This is a genomic window from Geovibrio thiophilus (assembly GCF_004087915.1).
GTDB classification, from domain to species: domain Bacteria; phylum Chrysiogenota; class Deferribacteres; order Deferribacterales; family Geovibrionaceae; genus Geovibrio; species Geovibrio thiophilus.
Genome location: NZ_CP035108.1, coordinates 1453870 through 1473478, shown reverse-complemented (window position 1 = coordinate 1473478; position 19609 = coordinate 1453870). Strand labels below are relative to the sequence as shown.

The window sequence follows — 19609 nt, the reverse complement described above, 5'->3', positions numbered from 1 at the left end:
ATGAAAAAGTTTTTTCTCGGCATAACCGGCGCGAGCGGCGCTGTTTACGGACTGAAGCTTCTGGATGAGCTGACGAAGCTTGACGCGGAAGTCCATGTCTGCATAACGCCTGACGGACACGAAAATATACTGATCGAAACAGGGAAAGAGCTTGATAGAGCAGAGTTCGGCGGAAACGTGATATTCCACGACAGCCGAAACTTCGCCGCTCCTGTTTCCAGCGGTTCGTTCATGGTGGATCATTACATAATCGCCCCCGCCTCAATGGGCTGTGTGGGCAGAATAGCCTCAGGTGTGAGTTCAAACCTTGTGGAACGCTGCGCTGACGTGGCAATGAAGGAAAAGCGGGATCTTGTGATTCTGTTCAGGGAGGCTCCGCTGAACCTGATACACCTTGAAAACCTTACGAAACTGGCTAAAGCCGGAGCGGTGATAATCCCCGCCGCACCCGCCTTTTACCACAAACCGGAATCCATAGATGATCTTATCTCTTTCATGATCGGGAAAATATTTGATATACTTAAAACAGACCACAGGCTTTTTAAAAGATGGGAATGATAAAGGGTATCTGCAAAAACTGCTCCGCCGAGTTTTCATACAAAGCGGGAAAGAAAACCGAGTGCCCGTCCTGCGGACGCACATATCCGGTTAAAAAGAAGGCTGCCAAGTTTGACATCATGACCGGTGAGGAGACTAAGCAGGGGCTCAGTGAAAAAGAAATCCGTGAAGCTCTGGAAAAAGGAACACTGCTTGAAACCGATATGGCAGCGACAGTCTATACGCCATGGACAGAAATAAAAAACCTTTTTCCCTCAAAAAAAGCTGCGGTAAAAGAGTCTAAGGCATATATTGCAGGGTATGTGCTGTTTATATTCTCACTTCTGATAAACATAATCCTGATCTGCATAATACATTTGCAGCAGGAAAAAATAGAGATTTTAACAAGATAACAGGAGGAAATTATGGATAAAGAAAAACGCAGTCAGGAAGAGACAGAAGAAACCGAAGAGCTTGAGGCACGCAAAAAGTTTGCCCATGATTCATCCTGCTGCTCGGACGTTGATCTTGATGAAGACGCGGAAGAAAAGGAAGACCCAAGTGAGCAGGCTAAAAAACGCAGCAACTACGGCAACTACAAGCACAGACACGGCTCATTTGAAGATAAAGTCCACAATACCGGCGAAAAAATGGGCGACTGGCTGAAGGAAAGCTATGAAAAAGGCAAGGAAGAGGTTCTCCGCCTTACAAAAATAGCCAAAATCAAGCTTGATATTGTCGCTCTTAAAAAGAAAAAGGACGAAAGACTTAAACTCCTCGGCAAAAAAGCCATTGAGCTTGTCAAAGAAGGATACCTTGAAGTGGATATGATCGAGCCCGAATACTCCATGATCAAATCCATTGAAGCCGAAATAGCTGATAAAAATCTGGATATTACTGATATTAAAAAGAAAACCAAAGAACAGCCTGCGGCAAAAGATTCCGCGGACTCAGCCAGAAAAGCAATTGAGGCGAAATCGATCCCTCTCGACGACAAAGACGACGAATAAAAATAAGCCTCCCGCGGTAGATGAATGCAACGGATTAATGAGTCTGACAAACTGAAAAGCATACTGGACTCGGTCAGGGATTTTCCCCCCATACCTCAGACAGCGTTTAAGGTGGTGAAAATCCTTGAAAATCCTGAATACCATGTAACGGATCTGGTTTACTGCGTTTCAAAGGATATGGGACTTACAACGGAGATTCTGCGTCTGGCGAATTCCGCTCTGTATAACCCCTCCACCAAAATATCCACCATAAAGCAGGCGATAACCTATCTGGGCATGAACACGGTGAAAAACCTTGTTATCTCCCTCTCCTCAAAGGCTCTTTTCGGCTCCGGCAATCTGCGTCTTCTGGAGCAGAAGCTCTGGGAGCACTCCCTCACAGTTGCCATAAGCGCAAGGCTCACGGCACTGAGGGTCAGACCCGCTCTGGCGGAGGAATGCTTCATCATAGGACTTCTGCATGACCTCGGACAGCTTATACTGGCTAAAGAGGTGCACAGCTATGAGGCAATTGTGCAGGATGCTTACAACAAAAAGCTTGATCTGCGGCAGATGGAAAATGAGAACCTCGGATTTGATCATACCGATGTCGGCGGACTCGCCCTTGAAAAATGGGGAATGCCCGCTCACCTTACGGATGTCGTCCGCTGGCATCATCAGCCTGATAAAAGCAAATACAGGGATTTGGCGCATCTCATATGCTTTGCCAACAACCTGACCAAGTCCAAACTGATAGGAATCAACAACCATCACGATATTGAGAAGTTTCAGCACTCTATGAAATATCTCGGAATGACGCCGGAGGACGGAGATGAACTTGAGTCGGCACTTATGGACATATATGAAAAGGAAAAAGAACTTTTTAAAATTTAGCGCTCTTCTATGCGTGTGTGTTTTCACAGTTTCATGCGCGGGCGCACCGCTGAACTACAAGCCTGCCAACGAACTGCGTGAGGATTACGGCTACATTGCCGCTTCAGAGCACTTCAGGGCATTTTACGACTTTGCGCCCATGGGCAGCGGGATAATGGTGAAAGGGGTTATTCAAAATATAAGCAGAAGCTTTGCCAGCAACGTAACCCTCGATGTTTCCGACTCACTGAGCGGTCAGTATCAGGAAAAATCACACGTATTCAGGAATCTGGGCAGCATAAAAATGCTCAGCCATAAAGCATTTGAATTTTATGTTCCATCAAAGGATGAAAAAGAGCTGGTCATAGCATATGAGTTTATGCCAGCAGAAGAGGATACGTTCGTTAAACAGGGACAGACATCCGCTGAAACACCAGATTTCTTCTTTCAGCCTATAAAAGGAAAAATCAGGCTTCTTCTTACCAAAAAAGAGAAATAATCTTCACCTGCCCTCCTCAAACACCTGAAGAGGGCAGTAAATTTTCCTCCAACCTATTTTCGATGTTTCGGCAATTCCCTTAAATTTACTTTTTTTACAATAGATGGATATTTTCCGTGTTAAAATAATAACAGAGGTCTGTCTTAAGTAATAATATGGACTGCTCATACCCTATCCATACACAATACTTTATTTGAATCATTTTTCCTGACTGTAAACAGAAGAATCTGAATCGGGGCGCTCAAACAGAAGACCCCTTGCACTCACAATACCATCAATCAATAACATGGTTCTATTTATGTAACAGATTAAAACAAACAAATGCAGGAAAACATCTTCATATTACGTAAACCTGCATATGCGGTTTTTAATGTTAAATAAATTTATAGCACAGTAAACAAGTGTAAGAGCAAGTTTAAAAAGCATATAATATGCTAATAGATAGGCTATTATACATAATACGCCTCACAGGAGGCTTTACTGCAAAAAGGATGTGAAGAATGAGTAATTTCTGCTCTTATAAACTTTTTTTTCAGGCAGAATGAAGACCAGCCTGCATACCAATATTTAATTTTTACCGTAACTTATAATGGTAAAATTGTATACTGCACACAAACACCCTATAATACAGGATTTTTTAGTGTTGACAATTTTAAAACGGTTTACTATTATCTGAACAGAAAAGAAGGTTAATTATAAACTTATATATTAACCTGTATTTTACAATGATTAAGGGAGGCTGCCCACGCTTAAACAAGGTCAGAAAACCACAGGAGTACAGAATTAACTTAGCGAGGTGTTGTTTTTATGGAAAAGTCACATGAGCTTTACTGGAAAAAAGTATTAGGACTCATTCGCAACGTCCTGATCGTATGGTTCTTATGCTCTTACGGAGCAGGAATTATGTTCGCAAGCGCGCTGGACAAAATCAAACTCGGCGGTTATCCCCTCGGTTTCTGGTTTGCACAGCAGGGCTCCATCTATATCTTTGTCGCTCTCATCTTCATCTATGCAAAGCTGATGGGCAAAATTGACGAAGAATTTGATGTAGAAGAAAAGTAAGGAGGGCATAATGAGTTTGCAAGCAACGATTTATCTGGTAGTCGGTTTAACATTCGCCCTTTACATAGGTATAGCATTCTGGGCGCGCGCCGGCAGTACTAAAGAGTTTTATGTAGCAGGCGGCGGCGTTCACCCCATCATGAACGGTATGGCGACCGGAGCGGACTGGATGTCTGCTGCGTCCTTCATCTCTATGGCGGGCATGATCGGCTATATGGGCTACGGCGGCGCTCTGTTCCTTATGGGCTGGACAGGAGGATATGTTCTCCTCGCTATGCTTCTGGCACCTTATCTCAGAAAGTTCGGAAAATTTACAGTACCTGATTTCTTTAAAGCACGTTTCTACTCCGACACAGCAACAATTGTGGCGGTAATTTGTCTTCTGGTAGCTTCAACCACGTATATTATCGGTCAGATGACCGGTGTCGGCGTGGCATTTTCCCGCTTTCTCGGTGTCTCCAATAACGTAGGTGTTGTAGTCGGTATGGCGATAGTTTTTGTTTACGCGGTTTTCGGCGGTATGAAAGGGATTACCTATACTCAGGTTGCCCAGTACTGCGTACTGATCCTCGCGTATACAATCCCCGCGATATTCATATCATTCCAGCTCACAGGCAACCCCATTCCTCAGCTCGGTCTCGGTTCAACTTTCAGCGGTTCAGACATGCACATGCTCGAAAAGCTTGACCACATCGTAAACGACCTCGGCTTCGGGAAGTACACAACCGCACTCCCCGGGGACAGGCTGAATATGTTTGTGTACACTGTTTCGCTGATGATCGGTACTGCGGGTCTGCCCCACGTTATTATCCGCTTCTTCACTGTTCCCAAGGTTAAGGACGCCCGCTCCTCAGCAGGCTGGGCGCTTGTTTTCATAGCGATCCTTTACACAACTGCCCCCGCAGTTGCGGCTATGGCTCGTCTTAACCTTCACGCCACAATCAACACAGCCGTTAAGTCCGGCGGCGATGTTTTCGCCGAAGAGGCAAGCGTTCAGTATGACAGCCGTCCCGAATGGTTCAAACGCTGGGAAGTTACAGGACTCCTCACGTATGAAGACAAAAACGCAGACGGACGCATCCAGTACTACAACGATAAATCAAAGAACGCTGAATTCCTCGCACAGGCAGAAGCAGCAGGCTGGCAGGGCAACGAACTCTCAGTTAACAACGATATTATGGTTCTCGCAAACCCTGAAATCGCAAGGCTCCCTAACTGGGTCATAGCACTTGTGGCGGCAGGCGGTCTTGCGGCGGCTCTCTCAACGGCTGCGGGTCTTCTCCTTGCTATATCATCCGCCGTTTCACATGACCTTCTGAAAAACATGTTCATGAAGGATCTCACAGAAAAAGGCGAGCTGATGGCAGGACGAATCGCAATGGCTGCGGCAATAGTCGGCGCAGGCTACCTCGGCATGAACCCGCCCGATTTCGCGGCAGGCACGGTGGCGATAGCGTTCGGTCTTGCGGCATCATCCATCTTCCCTGCTCTGATGATGGGAATATTCAGCAAAACAATGAACAAACAGGGCGCAATAGCGGGCATGCTCGCGGGTCTTCTCGCCACAATGTTCTATGTCTTTGCTCACACCGGAATATTCTACGTCAAAGGAACTGAATTTTATGCCCTCTTCGGCGGTAAGGACTTCTTCTTCGGAATATCTCCCAACGCCTTCGGAGCAATAGGCGCAGTTATCAACTTCGCAGTGGCTTTCGCTGTGAAGAACATGACAGCACCCGTTCCCTCTCATATAGCTGAGATGGTAGAAAGCGTACGTATCCCCAGAGGCGCCGGCGAAGCCACTGGCGGACACTGATAGACCTCTTTCCTTTGACCAAGCTTGATTAACCAATGCTCCGCCGGAGCGTCTTCCGGCGGAGCGCTTTAAGAAGAAGGTACAGGTTGCCGTAATATTAAAAGGAGTTTTTACATGCATTATTCTTACGTTAGTCTGGCGCTCACATGGGTTTTGTTTCTTGCGCTGTTCCCATTGACCTTTTTCTGGCTCCGCCGCGCGTGGCGTATTTTAATACAGAATAATTACTCTGAGGTCGCTGTCAAACGCGGCGAACCGCCTGCGAACCCCAAAAAATGGGCTCCGTTCGCAGGGACAATAAACCTCGTTGCGGGACTTTTCACTCTCTGGACCGCCTTTGGTGTAATAGCACTCGGCTATCCCTATGATAAGTGGTCTGCAATGGCAGGAATAACCATATGGGGTAAGATTTTCGCGGACTTCATTCTCCGTCAGCAGGCGCACCCTTTTGTGTTCGGCAGGAAGAAGAAGGAAGCGACAGCCGAATAAGCGACTGCTGAACCGTCTTTATATTCATGTTTTTTTCCGAAAAAGTCTCCGACTGGAGACTTTTTTGTTATAATGACTCAAAGCATTCATTCACGGGGTAATACTATGAGCGAGCTTAAGAGACTTTACGAGTGCGAGCCCTTTAAACATATTCCCGCAAAAGCCGCGGATGAGCTTGAGGCGCTGTCCGAAACTGTTGTTTACCCCGACGGCGTCGTTATTTTCACTCAGAAGTCTGAGCCAAGCGGTTATCTTTATTTCATTCAAAAAGGTCAGGTGGAAATAACAGCGGAAACAAGCGAAGGCGTGGAGATGATTGTTGACTACCGGAAATCCGGAGGATTCTTCGGCTGGTCGCCCATATTCACAAGCGAGAGCTATGCCGCCGGAGCAAAAACCACGGAAGCCACTCATTGTCTGCTTATTCCGAAAGAGCCGCTGCTCAGTCTTGCCCAGCAGCACCCTATAATATCGAACTATTTCAGCAAAGCGATCTATTCGCAGATCAGAAAGCTCTATCGAGAAATGACGGAGCACAAATCCCTTGACCCCATGGCGCAGATTGAGGCTTACCCGTTTCAGAAGCGCCTGACTGAAATAATGTCCAGACCTGTCGAAACATGCTCCCTCTCAACCTCTGTGCGGGAAATAGCCATGAAGATGACCGAGCAGGACATAGCAGCCCTTGTGGTATGCGACGGAACGGGGAAGATGACGGGCATCATCACAGAGAGAGACATGGTGCGCAAGGTGCTTGCCACCGACACGGAAAACTGCCTGAGGCATTTTACAGCCAAAGACGTAATGACTCCTGAACCTTATTTCATGACACCGGACACTTATATGTATGAAGCGGCAACCTTCATGCTCCGCCACAGCATAAGACATCTGCCGATCCTTGACGGGCAGAATATTGTCGGCATAGTCTCCATTCAGGATCTGATGAAGTTCCGCAGCCAGAAATCAATGCTCCTCGTGGGCAGCGCAAAAGAGGCGGAAACGATTGAGGAGCTTACCCGCATAAGAGGCGAAATAGTCAAGGTCGCCAAGATACTTCTGGCCGAAAACCGCTCCCATGTGGAAACAATGGAGATACTCTCATACATTCACCACAGCATAATACGCCGCTGCTTTGAGGTGGTGCTTCAGTCTATGGTAAAAGAAGGTCACAGTGTTCCGCCGATAAAATACACCTTCATAATCATGGGCAGCGGAGGGCGTAAGGAGATGCTCCTCGGACCCGATCAGGACAACGGCTTCATATTTGAAGACTATCCGGAGGAGCTCCATGAACAGGTGGAGGCATTCTTCGACCCCTTCGCCGAAAGGCTGGTTTCTGCGCTTGCGGACATAGGCTATCACCTCTGCAACGGAAAGGTGATGGTGAACAACCCAAGCTGGCGCGGGCGGCTTTCGGAATGGAAGGAAAGAGTAAGCAGGTGGATACGTGTGCCCGAACCGCAGAGAGTACGCTATTCGTCCATATTTTTCGACTTCATGCCGATTATCGGTGAGGAATCGCTGTGCGCAAGCCTCAGGGAAACCGTTTTTCAGGAAATAAAAGCCAACCCTCTTTTCCTTTTCCAGATGATGGAGCTGGATTTCAAGCACAAGGTTCCCCTGAATCTCATCGGCAGATTCATAACCTCCGGCGAGAAGGAACACAAAGGCAAGCTATCCCTTAAGGAGAACGGCAGCATCTTTATAGTTGACTGCGCCCGCATGTTCACTCTTCAGGAGGGTGTGCACGCAGTCACAACCCTTGACAGGCTTGATGTTCTCCTTGAAAGGAGGCTGTTCAACAAATCTACCGTTGAGAACCTTAAGGCAGCCTTTGAGTCATTTACCTATCTGCGTCTTCAGAATGAGATAAACCTTATAGAACAGGGTGAGAGCCCCAGCCATTACATGGATCCCGACACCCTGAGCGAGCAGGAGGCGGATCTTCTCAAAGAGGCGTTTAAGGCGACAAGTAAGCTTCAGGATTCAACAAAGAGGTATTTCTCTAAAATAATAGGACGATAAAAACAGAACATGGGCATTTTAACAGCACAGCTTAAAACATAAAATTACATATTTTATTCTCAACACGCCTATTGGCATAATAAATATATATTTTGTCCTTGTACATTTTTAAACAAACGTGTTATTTTCCAGCATTACAGAGGTGGAACATGTCCGTTTATTCCAGACTGACAGAAAACTGCAAAAATTTTCAGAGACATTCCCTTGATAAAGCAGAGATGGATAAAATACGCTCCCTCAGCGGAGACTACGAAAAACTCCATGATTATCTGGCGAAGAAATATCTTGTTTGGGAAAAGGAATACACCTCCCTGTACTGGGGAGAGAAGCAAGCGCCGAGATTTTACGAAAACGGAACCCTCTGCCCGCTTGAAAATATTCTGGGTAAGCACCTGACGACAACGAAGAAAAACAAAGCAGCTATAATATGGAAAGGCGCCGACCACGCTCAGATGGTATACACATACCAGTCACTTTACTCCGAAATAATAAAATGCGCCTCCGCGCTGAAAAAACTCGGACTGAAAAAGGGGGACAAAGTTCTTCTGCATCTGCCGAACATACCCGAGCTTATCATTTCCATGCTCGCCTGTGTCAAACTGGGCGCGGTGCACATTGTTTATCACACAAGCTACTCCACAGACTCTCTTGCGGACAGAATAAACGACTGCCGTCCGAAGGTAATAATCACGGCGGACGGAACGGTAACAGCCAATCAGAACCTGAAAAGCAAACTGGACAACGCCCTCATCATATCGGATCATCAGCCTCAGTACTGCATAGTTGTTGAGCGGGTATCAAAAAGGGTACACATGAAACCGCTGAGAGACATCTGGTTCCATGATCTGATAAGCGATGAGCACTACTCCATAGCCAAAAACCATGGACAGGAATACGCGCGGGCGGAAGACCCGATGTTCATGCTGTATACCTCGACCAATATGAAAGACCCCAAAGCCCTTGTGTTCCATACCGCGGGCTATCTCCTTTGGGCGTATTTCTCTTATCTGCTGATGTTTGACGCGCGGGACACGGATACCTTCTGGTGCACGGCGGACATAGCGTGGATAACCGGACACTCCTACCTTGTGTACGGTCCGCTGATGGCGGGTGAAACTGTTCTGGTGTTTGAAGACACCATAGACATGGACAACGCACACAGATTTTACGATATATGCGATAAATTCTGCGTAAACAAACTCTACACCAGACCGTCGATATTGAAATCTCTTATGAACGCATCGCAGAAAAAGAAAAAGTATATGAAGCTGGACACCCTTGAGCTGATAGCCACCGGCGGTGAAAAAATGACCGACGATGTGAGAGAATGGACAGCAAAGGCGCTGGGTAATTATAACGCCGCCCTTTTCGACATATACTCTATTACCGAGACAGGAGGCGCTATTGCGTCAGCCATACCCGGTTATGAGGAATGCCGCCCGGGTACAGTGGCAAAGCCCCTTCCCGGAGTGTCTGTGAAAATTATAAACAGCGCCAGCGGTGAAATTCTCCCCGAACCGGGCACTCAGGGCGCTCTGGTTCTGGACAAGCCTATGCCTTCACTATGCAGAACTATAAATAATTCCTATGACACTTATAAAAAAATTTACTGGAAATCTTATAATAATAATGTATTCTTCAAAACAGGAGACTCCGCCGAAATCAATTCAGAGGGTTATCTCACCCTCAAAGGCAGGCTGGACGATGTTCTCCATCTGGGCGGTAAAAGGCTCAGCTTGATTGAGATTGAAGAAGCGATAAAAACACACGACAATGTTGAAGATTGCGCCGTGGTCAGCATTCCCGATGAGAAACGCGGGGATGCCCTTATTGCGTTCTGCGTTCTTAAAAAAGAGATAGACGAAAGTTACCACGACACCACTGTCAGAGAATTGAGAGAGCGGATTATTGAAGAAATCGGAGAAATCGCCCTGCCCAGTGAAATACGTTTCACAAGGACACTGCCGAAATCTCCCGACGGGGTAATTCTCCGCGATCTGCTTAAAGATATAGCAATGCAGATGTAAAGGGGTTTAATTTGAAGATCAGAGACATAATGACAACAAAGGTCGTTACCGCAAGACCTGACGAGACGATAAAAGAGGTTATTCTACGCCTCAGAACAAACAAAATTTCGGGTCTTCCTGTTGTTAACAGCAGCAACAAAATAGTGGGTGTTTTCAGTGAGTCGGATGTTATGATGGCGCTGCCCGACATCCTTAACGATGCGGACGCCATTCCGCTCATCGACATCAAAGAACTTACGGACAATTCTGTCCGCATGGTTATGTCTGAGCCGAGATACACCGTGAGCCCTGATGCCGATGTTAAGGAAGCGGCAAGGATCATGCTTGAAAAATATGTCCATCGTCTTCCAGTAATAGAAAACGAAGAACTTATCGGGCTGGTTTCTCTCGGTGATGTACTGAAAGCTCTCTCACGCTGAAATCATAAGAGATTTCGGGATTGCGGTCATAGGCAGTCCCGAAAAACAGCGCCTGCTCTATTTTCCGAACAGCCTTACCAGTGTCTCTCCGTACGGAGCTTTTATAATGCCTTTCTCTGTGATAATTCCGGTTATCAGTTCATTCGGCGTTACATCAAAAGCCGGATTACACACCTTAATATTCTCGGGTGCCGTGCGTCTCTCCCCGAAGGATGTTACTTCCTCGGCATCCCGTTCTTCTATCTCAATATCAGCGCCGCAAGCGGTGGCAAGATCCACAGTTGATGAAGGGCAGGCAACATAGAAGGGTATGCCGAAATGCTTCGCCATGACAGCGACACCCAGTGTGCCTATTTTATTGGCGACATCCCCGTTGGCGGTTACCCTGTCAGTTCCGACTATCACAAGATTTATCCATCCCTTTGCCATTACAGAGGCAGCCATATTGTCGCATATCAGCGTAACATCGAGCCCTGCGCGCTGAAGCTCCCATGACGTAAGTCGCGCGCCCTGAAGAAGCGGTCGTGTCTCATCGGAAAAAACCCTGAACCTGCGCCCCTCAGCATGAGCTGTATACATCGGCGCGGTTGCCGTGCCTATACCCGATGTGGCAAGAGAGCCCGCGTTACAGTGGGTAAGCACCCCTGCCTCTTCTTTAATCAGTCCTGCGCCGTGCCTGCCTATGCCCTCACATATGGCGCGATCCTCGGCGTGTATGAGCTCCGCTTCGGTCACAAGGAGCCTGTACATCGCCTCCGCACTGTCCAGACCGCTTTCGCTCACTCTGCCGACAATCCTCTTTAACGCCCAGCTCAGGTTAACTGCGGTAGGGCGTGATGAATTAAGATATTCGGCGCAGCGGGCGAGCTCTTTCAGAAATCCGTCCGCAGAAAGACGAAGCTTATTCCTCATCCCTACGGCAAGACCGTATGCCCCTGCTATGCCTATTGCCGGAGCCCCCCTGACCTTGAGCCTTTTTATGGAGTCCCAGACCTGTTCGGCGTTTTCCTGTTTCTCGGATATTATCTCAAGAGGGAGCAGGGTTTGGTCAAGGAAATAGAGTTCACCGTTTTTCCATTCAACGGTTCCGGGCAGCTTAAAAGAAGTATTCATTATTCACCGGATGAAAATTTATAATAACCTAATCGGCAAGCATGCGCAGCTTTTCGGCGCATTCTTTTGATATTTCATATATTTCTATGCCTGTCCAGTGCTCGTCGAACCACACGGCACGCCCCTTCATGATCCCCACAAACAGAGTATCGTACCCCGGGTGCTCACCCGCGTCTCCGATTCCTAAATTTTTCACCTTGTCATAGGTTCCGATTTCAAGAACAGCCGAGCCTCTCAGTTTTCCGTTGTCTTTGACACGCATGCCGTTTTCTGATATGTCCACGACCTTGAAGGATTCAAACAACTCGCCCTCACCTTCCTTTCGTATAAAAAACTCAGTACGAAGCTGCGTTCGCTGATGAGAACGCTTTTCTCTTTCAAACAGACCCATTATCCACACACCGGAAAAAAATTATATTTTTTAATACTACACTTAAAATAACAGCTATTCAAGCAGTCCGTTGATAAATAGGCTTATATTTTCAATTACGCTGAACAGCCCGCAGATTGTCCGGAGGTCAAACCTGATTAACATTTAACCGATGATATGAGGGAGTGAGTAAAAATTAAGCATAATGATTGATAATTAAAGGTTATTTTATTATTTCCATCTTAAGGAAAATGTTGACACATAAAGGCGCAATCAGCTATTCTTAGATATAGGGGAGCGCTGCGGACCTGCGCCTGTTCCCTCTTGACCGTTCTTTTTTGCGGCGGTCTTACCTTTTTTCTCAATAAGTTAAACAGTATGTAATTCCCTGAACCGGATTACAGCACAGCTAAACTCTGTGGTGCGGCTCGGGGACAAATAAAGGAGGAAAAGCATGAGGAAACTTACAGTTCTTATTGCGGCTCTTTTCATAGTCGCAGCAGCAGTTCCCGTTTCTTTCGCCAAAACTACTTTCGTTACGATAGGTACAGGCGGCGTTACCGGGGTTTACTATCCCACAGGCGGAGCAATCAGCCGCATGGTAAACACAAAGTCAAAAGAATACGGCATCAAAGCCACTGTTGAATCAACAGGCGGTTCAGTTTACAACGTCAACGCCGTCCTCGCAGGAGACCTTGAGTTCGGCATCGCCCAGTCAGACATTCAATATAAAGCATTCTACGGACAGGATGAATGGAAAGACAAAGGACCTCAGAAAAAACTCAGATCCGTTTTCTCCGTTCACCCCGAAACAATCACCCTCATTGCTTCAGAGGCAAGCGGTATCAAAGACATAATGACCCTCAAAGACAAAAGAGTAAATGTGGGCAACCCCGGTTCCGGTCAGCTCCAGAACTCCAAAGACCTTTTTGAAGCCTTCGGGATTAAGGAAAGCGACCTCAAAGCGGAATATATCAAAGCTGTTGAAGCCCCCGGTCTTCTTCAGGATGAAAGGCTTGACGCTTTCTTCTACACAGTGGGACACCCCAACGGCAATATAAAGGAAGCTACCTCAGGCAGAATCAAGGTTATGATAGTGCCCATAACCGGCGCCCCCGTTGACAAGCTCATTGCCAAGTACCCATACTACGCGAAGGCTAAAATATCTCTTAAGGACTACCCCACCGCAATTAATAAAACAGATATTGAGAGCGTGGGCGTGAAGGCTACTCTCGTTACCTCGGCAGATGTGGACGCTAACGTGGTTTACGCCATCACCAAAGAGGTTTTCGATAACTTTGAAGAATTTAAGAAAATCCACCCTGCTTTCGCAAACCTTGAGAAAGAGGAACTGCTTCAGGGTCTTTCCGCTCCGATACATCCCGGCGCGCTTAAGTACTACAAAGAGGCGGGACTCGATAAGTTCATAGACAAGTCTCTTATCCAGTAATCTAAAAATTTTTAAAGAGCATCCGCCCTCAGGGGCGGGTTTTCTTTTTATTCAAGGGGTTTCTATGAGCAGAAAAATTAAATCAGCAGAAGAGTTTCTGCGAGAGGAAACGGGGGAGATAAGGCACCTCCGCAAATTTGAGCGCATTCTTATCGGCGTCATAGCAGTGGCATGGGCTCTCTTCCAGCTTTCACTGGCAAGCTGGCTCATTCTTGACAGCACAAAAACAAGGGCAATACACCTCGCATTTGCGATCGTTCTTCTTTTTCTTAACATCCCTATAGTGAAAAAACCCTCGGGATGGCTTAAAAAACTAGTATCATTAAATAAGATAAGTATTCTGGACTACACTCTGGCAGCAGTCGGAGCCGTTTCCGCGCTTTACATCATGCTGGCGTGGGAAGGGCTGGCTACCCGTCAGGGTGCGCCGATTACCATAGACATTGTAGCGGGTCTCGCTATCCTTGTGCTTCTGCTGGAAGCTACAAGACGCTCAATAGGACCGGCACTCACAGTGATAGCACTCGCATTCACAGCTTACGCCTTCCTCGGACCCCACATGCCCGATGTTCTGGCGTTCAAGGGTGTTTCTCTTAATAAATATCTCAACCAGATCTCACTTTCCACGGAAGGAATATACGGAATCCCCCTCGGAGTTTCCGCTTCTATAGTTTATCTGTTCGTTCTTCTCGGCTCCATGCTTGACAAAGCGGGAGCGGGCAAGTTTTTTATCGATCTGGCACTTTCTCTTCTCGGCAAATACAAGGGCGGACCGGCTAAAGCGGCAATAGTCGCAAGCGGGCTCACCGGACTTGTCTCCGGTTCCAGTATCGCCAACGTGGTAACAACGGGAACATTCACTATACCTCTCATGAAAAAAGTCGGCTACCCCGCCAAGAAAGCGGCTGCCATCGAAGTTGCCGCCAGCACGGACGGGCAGATAATGCCCCCTATCATGGGCGCTGCCGCCTTCATCATAGCGGAGTACGTCAATGTACCATACCTTGAGGTGGTTAAAGCGGCTGCGATACCGGCTTTTGTTTCATACACGGCGCTTTTCTACGTTGTACATCTCGAAGCAAGCAAGCTCGGCATGAAGGGGCTTCCAAAAGAGGAGATACCCGGTTTTTTTGCCACGCTTAAGGGCGGTCTGCATTATATGCTCCCCATTGCCATGCTTGTTTATGAGCTTGTTGTTCTCCGTCACTCGCCGGAAAAAGCGGCGTTCAACGCTATCATTGTTCTTATCGCCATAATACTTGTGCGCGGGATAAGAAACGGACTGAAGGATAAAGCCATAGGACTCGGCAAAGGCTTTTTCGATTCAGTGATGACAATGTGTCAGGGATTTATAGCGGGCAGCAGAAACATGGTTGCCGTTGCCCTTGCCACAGCATCCGCAGGCATCATAGTCGGTGTTGTGAACATGGGCATCGGCGGCATGATCACTATGATCGTTGAGCAGCTTTCCGGAGGCAGCATATTCCTGCTTCTTATAATAACAGCTATTGCCAGCCTTCTTCTCGGCATGGGGCTTCCGACAACCGCCACATACATAGTCATGGCATCTCTCACCGCGCCGATCATTGTTGAGGTGGGAGGTTTGTACGGATTTGTTGTTCCGCTCATGGCGGCACACCTCTTCTGCTTCTATTTCGGCATACTGGCGGACGATACTCCCCCTGTGGGGCTTGCGGCGTACGCTGCGGCGGCAATAGCGGATTCCGACCCCATAAAGACCGGACTTCAGGGCTTTGCGTATGACATGCGCACGGCGATTATTCCGTTCTTTTTCGTATTCAACACTGACCTTATCCTGCATGATATTTTCAGCTGGACTCAGGGCATCTTGGTTTTCGTGATGGCATGCTGCGGAGCATTTGCCTTTACAAGCGCCGTTCAGGGCTGGTATATAACAAGGAACAAGTGGTATGAAATACCCTTCTTCCTGTTTGCGTGCCTTGTACTTTTCCATCCGGGCTCGATAAATGAGTATCTGAACATACCCGAAAGCAGCAGATACCTTGTTTACCTGATTGGTCTCGGAGTTATGGGACTTCTTTATCTGGAACAGAAGTTCAGAGCGGGAAGACAGACTGCATAAAGAAAACACGGGCGGGGCGAAAACCCCGCCTTACTTTTTTCAGGTGAAATATGAAAGAACCTCTCCCCATAAGCGATACGATAAAAAGCATGCCCGTCTCGGCTACCCTCGGCATAAACGAACGCAGCAACGCGATGATACTGGCGGGGAAAAAAGTTTATAAGCTCGGTCTGGGGCAGTCGCCCTTCCCCGTTGCGGCTCCTGTGATACAGGCGCTTAAGGATAATGCCCGCCAGAAGGATTATCTGCCGGTGCGGGGTCTGAAAGAACTCAGAGAAGCAGTTGCCGCGTACTACGGCAGGGCTCAGGGGCTCGGCTTCACATGGGATGATATAATCATAGGTCCCGGTTCAAAGGAGCTTATGTTCATCCTTCAGCTTGTGTACGATGCAGATCTCCTTCTCCCTTCACCAAGCTGGGTATCCTACGCTCCTCAGGCAGCGCTGACAGGAAGGAGAGTATGCTGGCTTAATACGGAAAGAGATAATAAATGGCTTCTCACGCCGGACACACTGGAGGCAGAGTGCGCTAAAGACCCCGCAAGACCGAGAGTCCTGCTCCTCAACTATCCCAACAACCCCACAGGTTATTCATATAATGCGGATGAGCTTCATGCCCTCGCCGAAACCGCCCGCAGATACGGCGTGCTGATACTCTCGGACGAGATTTACGGCGAAGTAAACCATGACGGAAGCCATGTATCGATCGCCAAATTCTATCCCGAAGGCACAATAGTGTCCGGCGGACTCAGCAAATGGTGCGGCGCAGGCGGATGGAGGCTCGGAACCTTCGCTGTTCCCACGGGGCTCAGAAAAATAGTCGATGCCATGGCAGTTGTCGCAAGTGAAACCTTCACATCAGTGAGCGCACCGATTCAGTATGCGGCAGTGAAGGCGTTCACTCCTGATAAGGAGATAGATGCCTACCTCTTTCACTCAAGGAAAGTGCTCAAAGCCCTCGGAGCATACTGCGCTGACACCCTCAGAAATGCCGGAGCGGAACTCGTGAGACCGGACGGCGGATTCTACCTTTTTCCGGACTTCTCGCCGCTCAAGGATAAGCTGTCTGCACGGGGAATACATGACTCCGCTGAAATGTGCGAAAGGCTTCTTGAGGAAACAGGGGTTGCCACTCTTGCCGGAAGCTGCTTCGGGCGCCCTGCGGACGAACTCACCCTTCGTCTGTCATACGTTGACTTTGACGGCGGGGCGGCAATAGAGGAATCAGCCGAACTTGGCGCTGAAGCGGTTCTCGGAGAAGATTTCCTCAGAAAGAGATGCGGAAACACAATGGAAGCCATTGACGCCATGAGCGTATGGTTCGGGAAATAGAAATAAGCCGGACGTTAAAACATCCGGCTTATTTATTTTATCAGTTGGTAACAGATTTCAGACAGTAGAGCGAAATATCCAGCGGTGGAAGAGTCTGCGCTGGAAGACCTTTCAGGTAATCCACCAGAGGCACGCTGTAGAGTATGCTTGTGTCCTCGAAAATAGTAGGATCATCCTCCCTCACTCTGGCGAAGGAAAGATAGTTGTCCTTACCGAGAGCTGTAAATGAGTTTGTAGCCACAGTATACACAGTATTCGCCGATATATTCGACCAAGCCTCAGTGTCACGATCCTGAACTTCCACATTTGTAATAATGCTCACGTTGTCCCCGCTGAGGTTAACATCGTAGCGGAGTCCCGAAGAATAAGGGAAAGCGCCGGAAGAGCCGGAATGTATCGAATACCACGCCGCCTCGTTTAGCACCTGCACTATATCGGAACCTTTCATATCAAGCATTACCACAGTATTTGAAAACGGGAGAACAGCTATGGCGTCGCCTGCTGTGAGCTGACCTGACATAAGAGGAGTCCTCACACCGCCTGCGTTCTGGATTGCCACATCGATTTTATGGTTGGTGTTTTTGAAGGCTTCAGCCACAACCCATGCCGCATAGCTTCCCGTCGGAGTCTGGGAGGCGGTGAAGACAGTGGGAACCCGCGTATTGTCCATAGTCACTGTCACAGTGCCTATGACTTCGTTAAGAGAAGCATCCTTCTGAGCCCGATAGGGTTCAATGATGTCGTCTATAGTCTGATCGACTGCCGCTACAGTGAGTATCGGAGATCTTTCTATTGCTGCGAGTATCTGAGTCTTAACTTCGGCGGTGACTTCGGCAAATCCGGAGCCGCCGTCTCTCTGAAAAACGTCGCTCACAGGGAGAATAATGCTGCCGTTTACCATTGTCACAACGCCGTCTTTGTTGAAGTCAATATCCAGAACACCGACTCCGTATGCGTAGCACCATGCGGTAACTATGTGAACAGGCTTGCCGTCCGCTCCGGTTACAGTTGTGGGGTACGCGCCGAGATCTTCGTTCTCGAATCCGTCGTGAGTGTAGCCGTCAAACGGACCTGTCTGGCTGCCGAAGGAAGGGGCGAGACCTATTTCGGCGAGGTCATCTGTATCCCCGAGAAGGTCATGGGTATCCCCGCCGACAATTATATCAATTCCGGGAACATTTTTTGCGAAGAGTATGTCGTTGTAATACCCTACATGGCTCACAAGGATGATCTTGTTTATGCCCTGAGCCTCAAGCTCCGCCACGTTCGCCTTAGCAGATTCAATTTCATCATCAAAAGTGATGTTGTCTGAAGCCATGGAGGAGTTTTTGGTTTTTTCGACCTTCAATATGCCGATAATACCTACCTTCTCTCCGTCTATCTCTTTGATTATATAAGGTTTTATCCGGTCTTTAACTCTGTAGAGAGGGCTTGCGGATTCAGGGTGCATATTTGAGGAGAGAATGGGGAAATCTGTCATTTCGATGAGTTCCGCCAGACGCTCGTCACCGTCATCAAATTCGTGATTCCCGAGGGTGTAGCTGTCCAGTCCGAGTTCATTGAACACCTTGAAATCAACCTCTCCGTGAAAAAGAGAGAAGTACAGAGTTCCGGCAAGCTCGCCGCTGTTCACAACTATACTGTTAGCGTTCCTTTTCTCCTTGATAACGGTTGCAAGGCGGGCGAATCCGCCCAGCTCCATTCTGGTTGTGATATTGTCGATCTTGAGATCGTAGCTTCCGCTGTCAAGGTATGAGTGGTGATCATTGGTGTGAATCAGCCTGACAGAAACAGGCGAGTGCTCTTCGGCTTTTTTGCTGCTTCCGCTTCCGCATGCGGTAATGACCACAGCACAAAGTACCGCCAGAGCGGTCAGAAGCATTTTTTTTCTGTTCCTCATGAACATAGAATGCAACCTCCAAATTAATTGCTGAGTGAAGGCTACATGTAATTATATTGAAAATTGTTATCTTAAAGTTAAAGAAAAGTTCCGAATGTCAGAGAGAAAAAAGCGGGGTATGACACCCCGCCTGATTTTTTATTTTTTAAGTCCCGTGCATTCATGTCTGGTAACATGCACACTCACCGGGCAGTTGCGGATCATCTTCTCCGCCGTTGTCCCGTAAAGAAAGCGTTTAACGCCTCTTTTGCCGTGAGAACCTATAACAAGCAGGTCGTAAGACTTGCTCTCTATCTCGTGCAGCCCTTCCTCATAAGGCACACCCCTTCTGACAAGAGAGTCCCATGTAACTTCCTTAAGAAGCGGAACTTCCTCTTCAAGGCGGCAGAAGGAGGCTTCCGCCTCATCTATTATCTTCCTGTTTATGGCATCAAGCTCCTTTTCAAATACATAAAGATCGAAATGAGCCTCGTCATGAGCTACATGCAGAACGCTGAGCTCAGCGCCGAACTTCATGGCAAGCGCTGCCGCTGTCTCCACAGCAAGGTTTGAGTCCTTTGAAAAATCGGTCATAACCAGTATTTTTTTATATTCCATAATAAACC

General features: G+C 47.9%; 18 protein-coding genes. 14 read left to right on the top strand and 4 right to left on the bottom strand.

Annotated elements, in window-relative coordinates:
• From EP073_RS07015 to EP073_RS06965, 11 genes are all read left to right on the top strand, one after another.
• A complete protein-coding gene (locus EP073_RS07015; RefSeq protein ID WP_128466444.1) occupies positions 1 to 558 on the top strand; it encodes a UbiX family flavin prenyltransferase in 558 nt (185 codons plus the stop codon).
• Positions 555 to 950 (top strand): hypothetical protein, encoded by a 396-nt coding sequence (locus EP073_RS07010; RefSeq protein WP_128466443.1) that lies wholly within the window; start codon positions 555 to 557, stop codon positions 948 to 950. The genes EP073_RS07015 and EP073_RS07010 overlap by 4 nt, the downstream gene beginning before the upstream one ends.
• A gap of 12 nt (positions 951 to 962) precedes the next feature.
• Positions 963 to 1547 (top strand): hypothetical protein, encoded by a 585-nt coding sequence (locus EP073_RS07005; protein ID WP_128466442.1) that lies wholly within the window; start codon positions 963 to 965, stop codon positions 1545 to 1547.
• 24 nt (positions 1548 to 1571) lie between these two features.
• Positions 1572 to 2420 (top strand): HDOD domain-containing protein, encoded by an 849-nt coding sequence (locus tag EP073_RS07000; RefSeq protein ID WP_128466441.1) that lies wholly within the window; start codon positions 1572 to 1574, stop codon positions 2418 to 2420.
• 13 nt (positions 2421 to 2433) lie between these two features.
• Positions 2434 to 2898: a hypothetical protein gene (locus EP073_RS06995; RefSeq protein WP_128466440.1), complete on the top strand. Its 465-nt coding sequence runs from the start codon at positions 2434 to 2436 to the stop codon at positions 2896 to 2898.
• An 807-nt stretch (positions 2899 to 3705) separates the two neighbouring features.
• Positions 3706 to 3960, top strand: a complete 255-nt coding sequence (locus EP073_RS06990; RefSeq protein ID WP_128466439.1) for a DUF4212 domain-containing protein — start codon at positions 3706 to 3708, stop codon at positions 3958 to 3960.
• A gap of 10 nt (positions 3961 to 3970) precedes the next feature.
• On the top strand, positions 3971 to 5776 hold the full coding sequence (locus tag EP073_RS06985) for a sodium:solute symporter family protein (RefSeq protein ID WP_128466438.1): 1806 nt from the start codon (positions 3971 to 3973) through the stop codon (positions 5774 to 5776).
• A gap of 114 nt (positions 5777 to 5890) precedes the next feature.
• Complete coding sequence (locus EP073_RS06980; RefSeq protein ID WP_128466437.1) at positions 5891 to 6265, top strand: hypothetical protein; 375 nt, start codon at positions 5891 to 5893, stop codon at positions 6263 to 6265.
• A 105-nt stretch (positions 6266 to 6370) separates the two neighbouring features.
• Entirely contained in the window at positions 6371 to 8290 is a 1920-nt protein-coding gene (locus tag EP073_RS06975) for a DUF294 nucleotidyltransferase-like domain-containing protein (RefSeq protein WP_128466436.1), read from the top strand.
• A gap of 149 nt (positions 8291 to 8439) precedes the next feature.
• A complete protein-coding gene (locus EP073_RS06970) occupies positions 8440 to 10317 on the top strand; it encodes an acetate--CoA ligase (protein ID WP_128466435.1) in 1878 nt (625 codons plus the stop codon).
• An 11-nt stretch (positions 10318 to 10328) separates the two neighbouring features.
• Positions 10329 to 10736 (top strand): CBS domain-containing protein, encoded by a 408-nt coding sequence (locus EP073_RS06965; protein WP_128466434.1) that lies wholly within the window; start codon positions 10329 to 10331, stop codon positions 10734 to 10736.
• Positions 10737 to 10793: 57 nt separating this feature from the next.
• On the opposite strand, the gene mtnA is transcribed toward EP073_RS06965, so the two are convergent.
• Positions 10794 to 11849 (bottom strand): S-methyl-5-thioribose-1-phosphate isomerase, encoded by a 1056-nt coding sequence (gene mtnA / locus EP073_RS06960; RefSeq protein WP_128466433.1) that lies wholly within the window; start codon positions 11847 to 11849, stop codon positions 10794 to 10796.
• A 28-nt stretch (positions 11850 to 11877) separates the two neighbouring features.
• Positions 11878 to 12240: a hypothetical protein gene (locus tag EP073_RS06955; RefSeq protein ID WP_128466432.1), complete on the bottom strand. Its 363-nt coding sequence runs from the start codon at positions 12238 to 12240 to the stop codon at positions 11878 to 11880.
• Positions 12241 to 12673: 433 nt separating this feature from the next.
• Here EP073_RS06955 and EP073_RS06950 point away from each other — a divergent pair, with 433 nt between their 5' ends.
• From EP073_RS06950 to EP073_RS06940, 3 genes are all read left to right on the top strand, one after another.
• Positions 12674 to 13669 carry a TAXI family TRAP transporter solute-binding subunit gene (locus EP073_RS06950; RefSeq protein ID WP_128466431.1) on the top strand — a complete coding sequence of 332 codons (996 nt, stop codon included), beginning with the start codon at positions 12674 to 12676 and terminating at the stop codon, positions 13667 to 13669.
• Between the two features lie 64 nt (positions 13670 to 13733).
• The gene (locus tag EP073_RS06945) at positions 13734 to 15773 is read left to right on the top strand and encodes a TRAP transporter permease (RefSeq protein ID WP_128466430.1); all 2040 of its coding nucleotides are present in this window, start codon (positions 13734 to 13736) and stop codon (positions 15771 to 15773) included.
• A 50-nt stretch (positions 15774 to 15823) separates the two neighbouring features.
• Entirely contained in the window at positions 15824 to 17104 is a 1281-nt protein-coding gene (locus tag EP073_RS06940; protein ID WP_128466429.1) for a pyridoxal phosphate-dependent aminotransferase, read from the top strand.
• A 40-nt stretch (positions 17105 to 17144) separates the two neighbouring features.
• Here the strand turns inward: EP073_RS06940 and EP073_RS06935 are convergent, their stop codons facing one another.
• Together EP073_RS06935 and EP073_RS06930 are read right to left on the bottom strand one after the other, a co-directional pair.
• A complete protein-coding gene (locus tag EP073_RS06935) occupies positions 17145 to 19004 on the bottom strand; it encodes a 5'-nucleotidase C-terminal domain-containing protein (protein ID WP_128466428.1) in 1860 nt (619 codons plus the stop codon).
• A gap of 138 nt (positions 19005 to 19142) precedes the next feature.
• Positions 19143 to 19601: a universal stress protein gene (locus tag EP073_RS06930; protein WP_128466427.1), complete on the bottom strand. Its 459-nt coding sequence runs from the start codon at positions 19599 to 19601 to the stop codon at positions 19143 to 19145.
• Between the last annotated feature and the right edge of the window lie 8 nt (positions 19602 to 19609).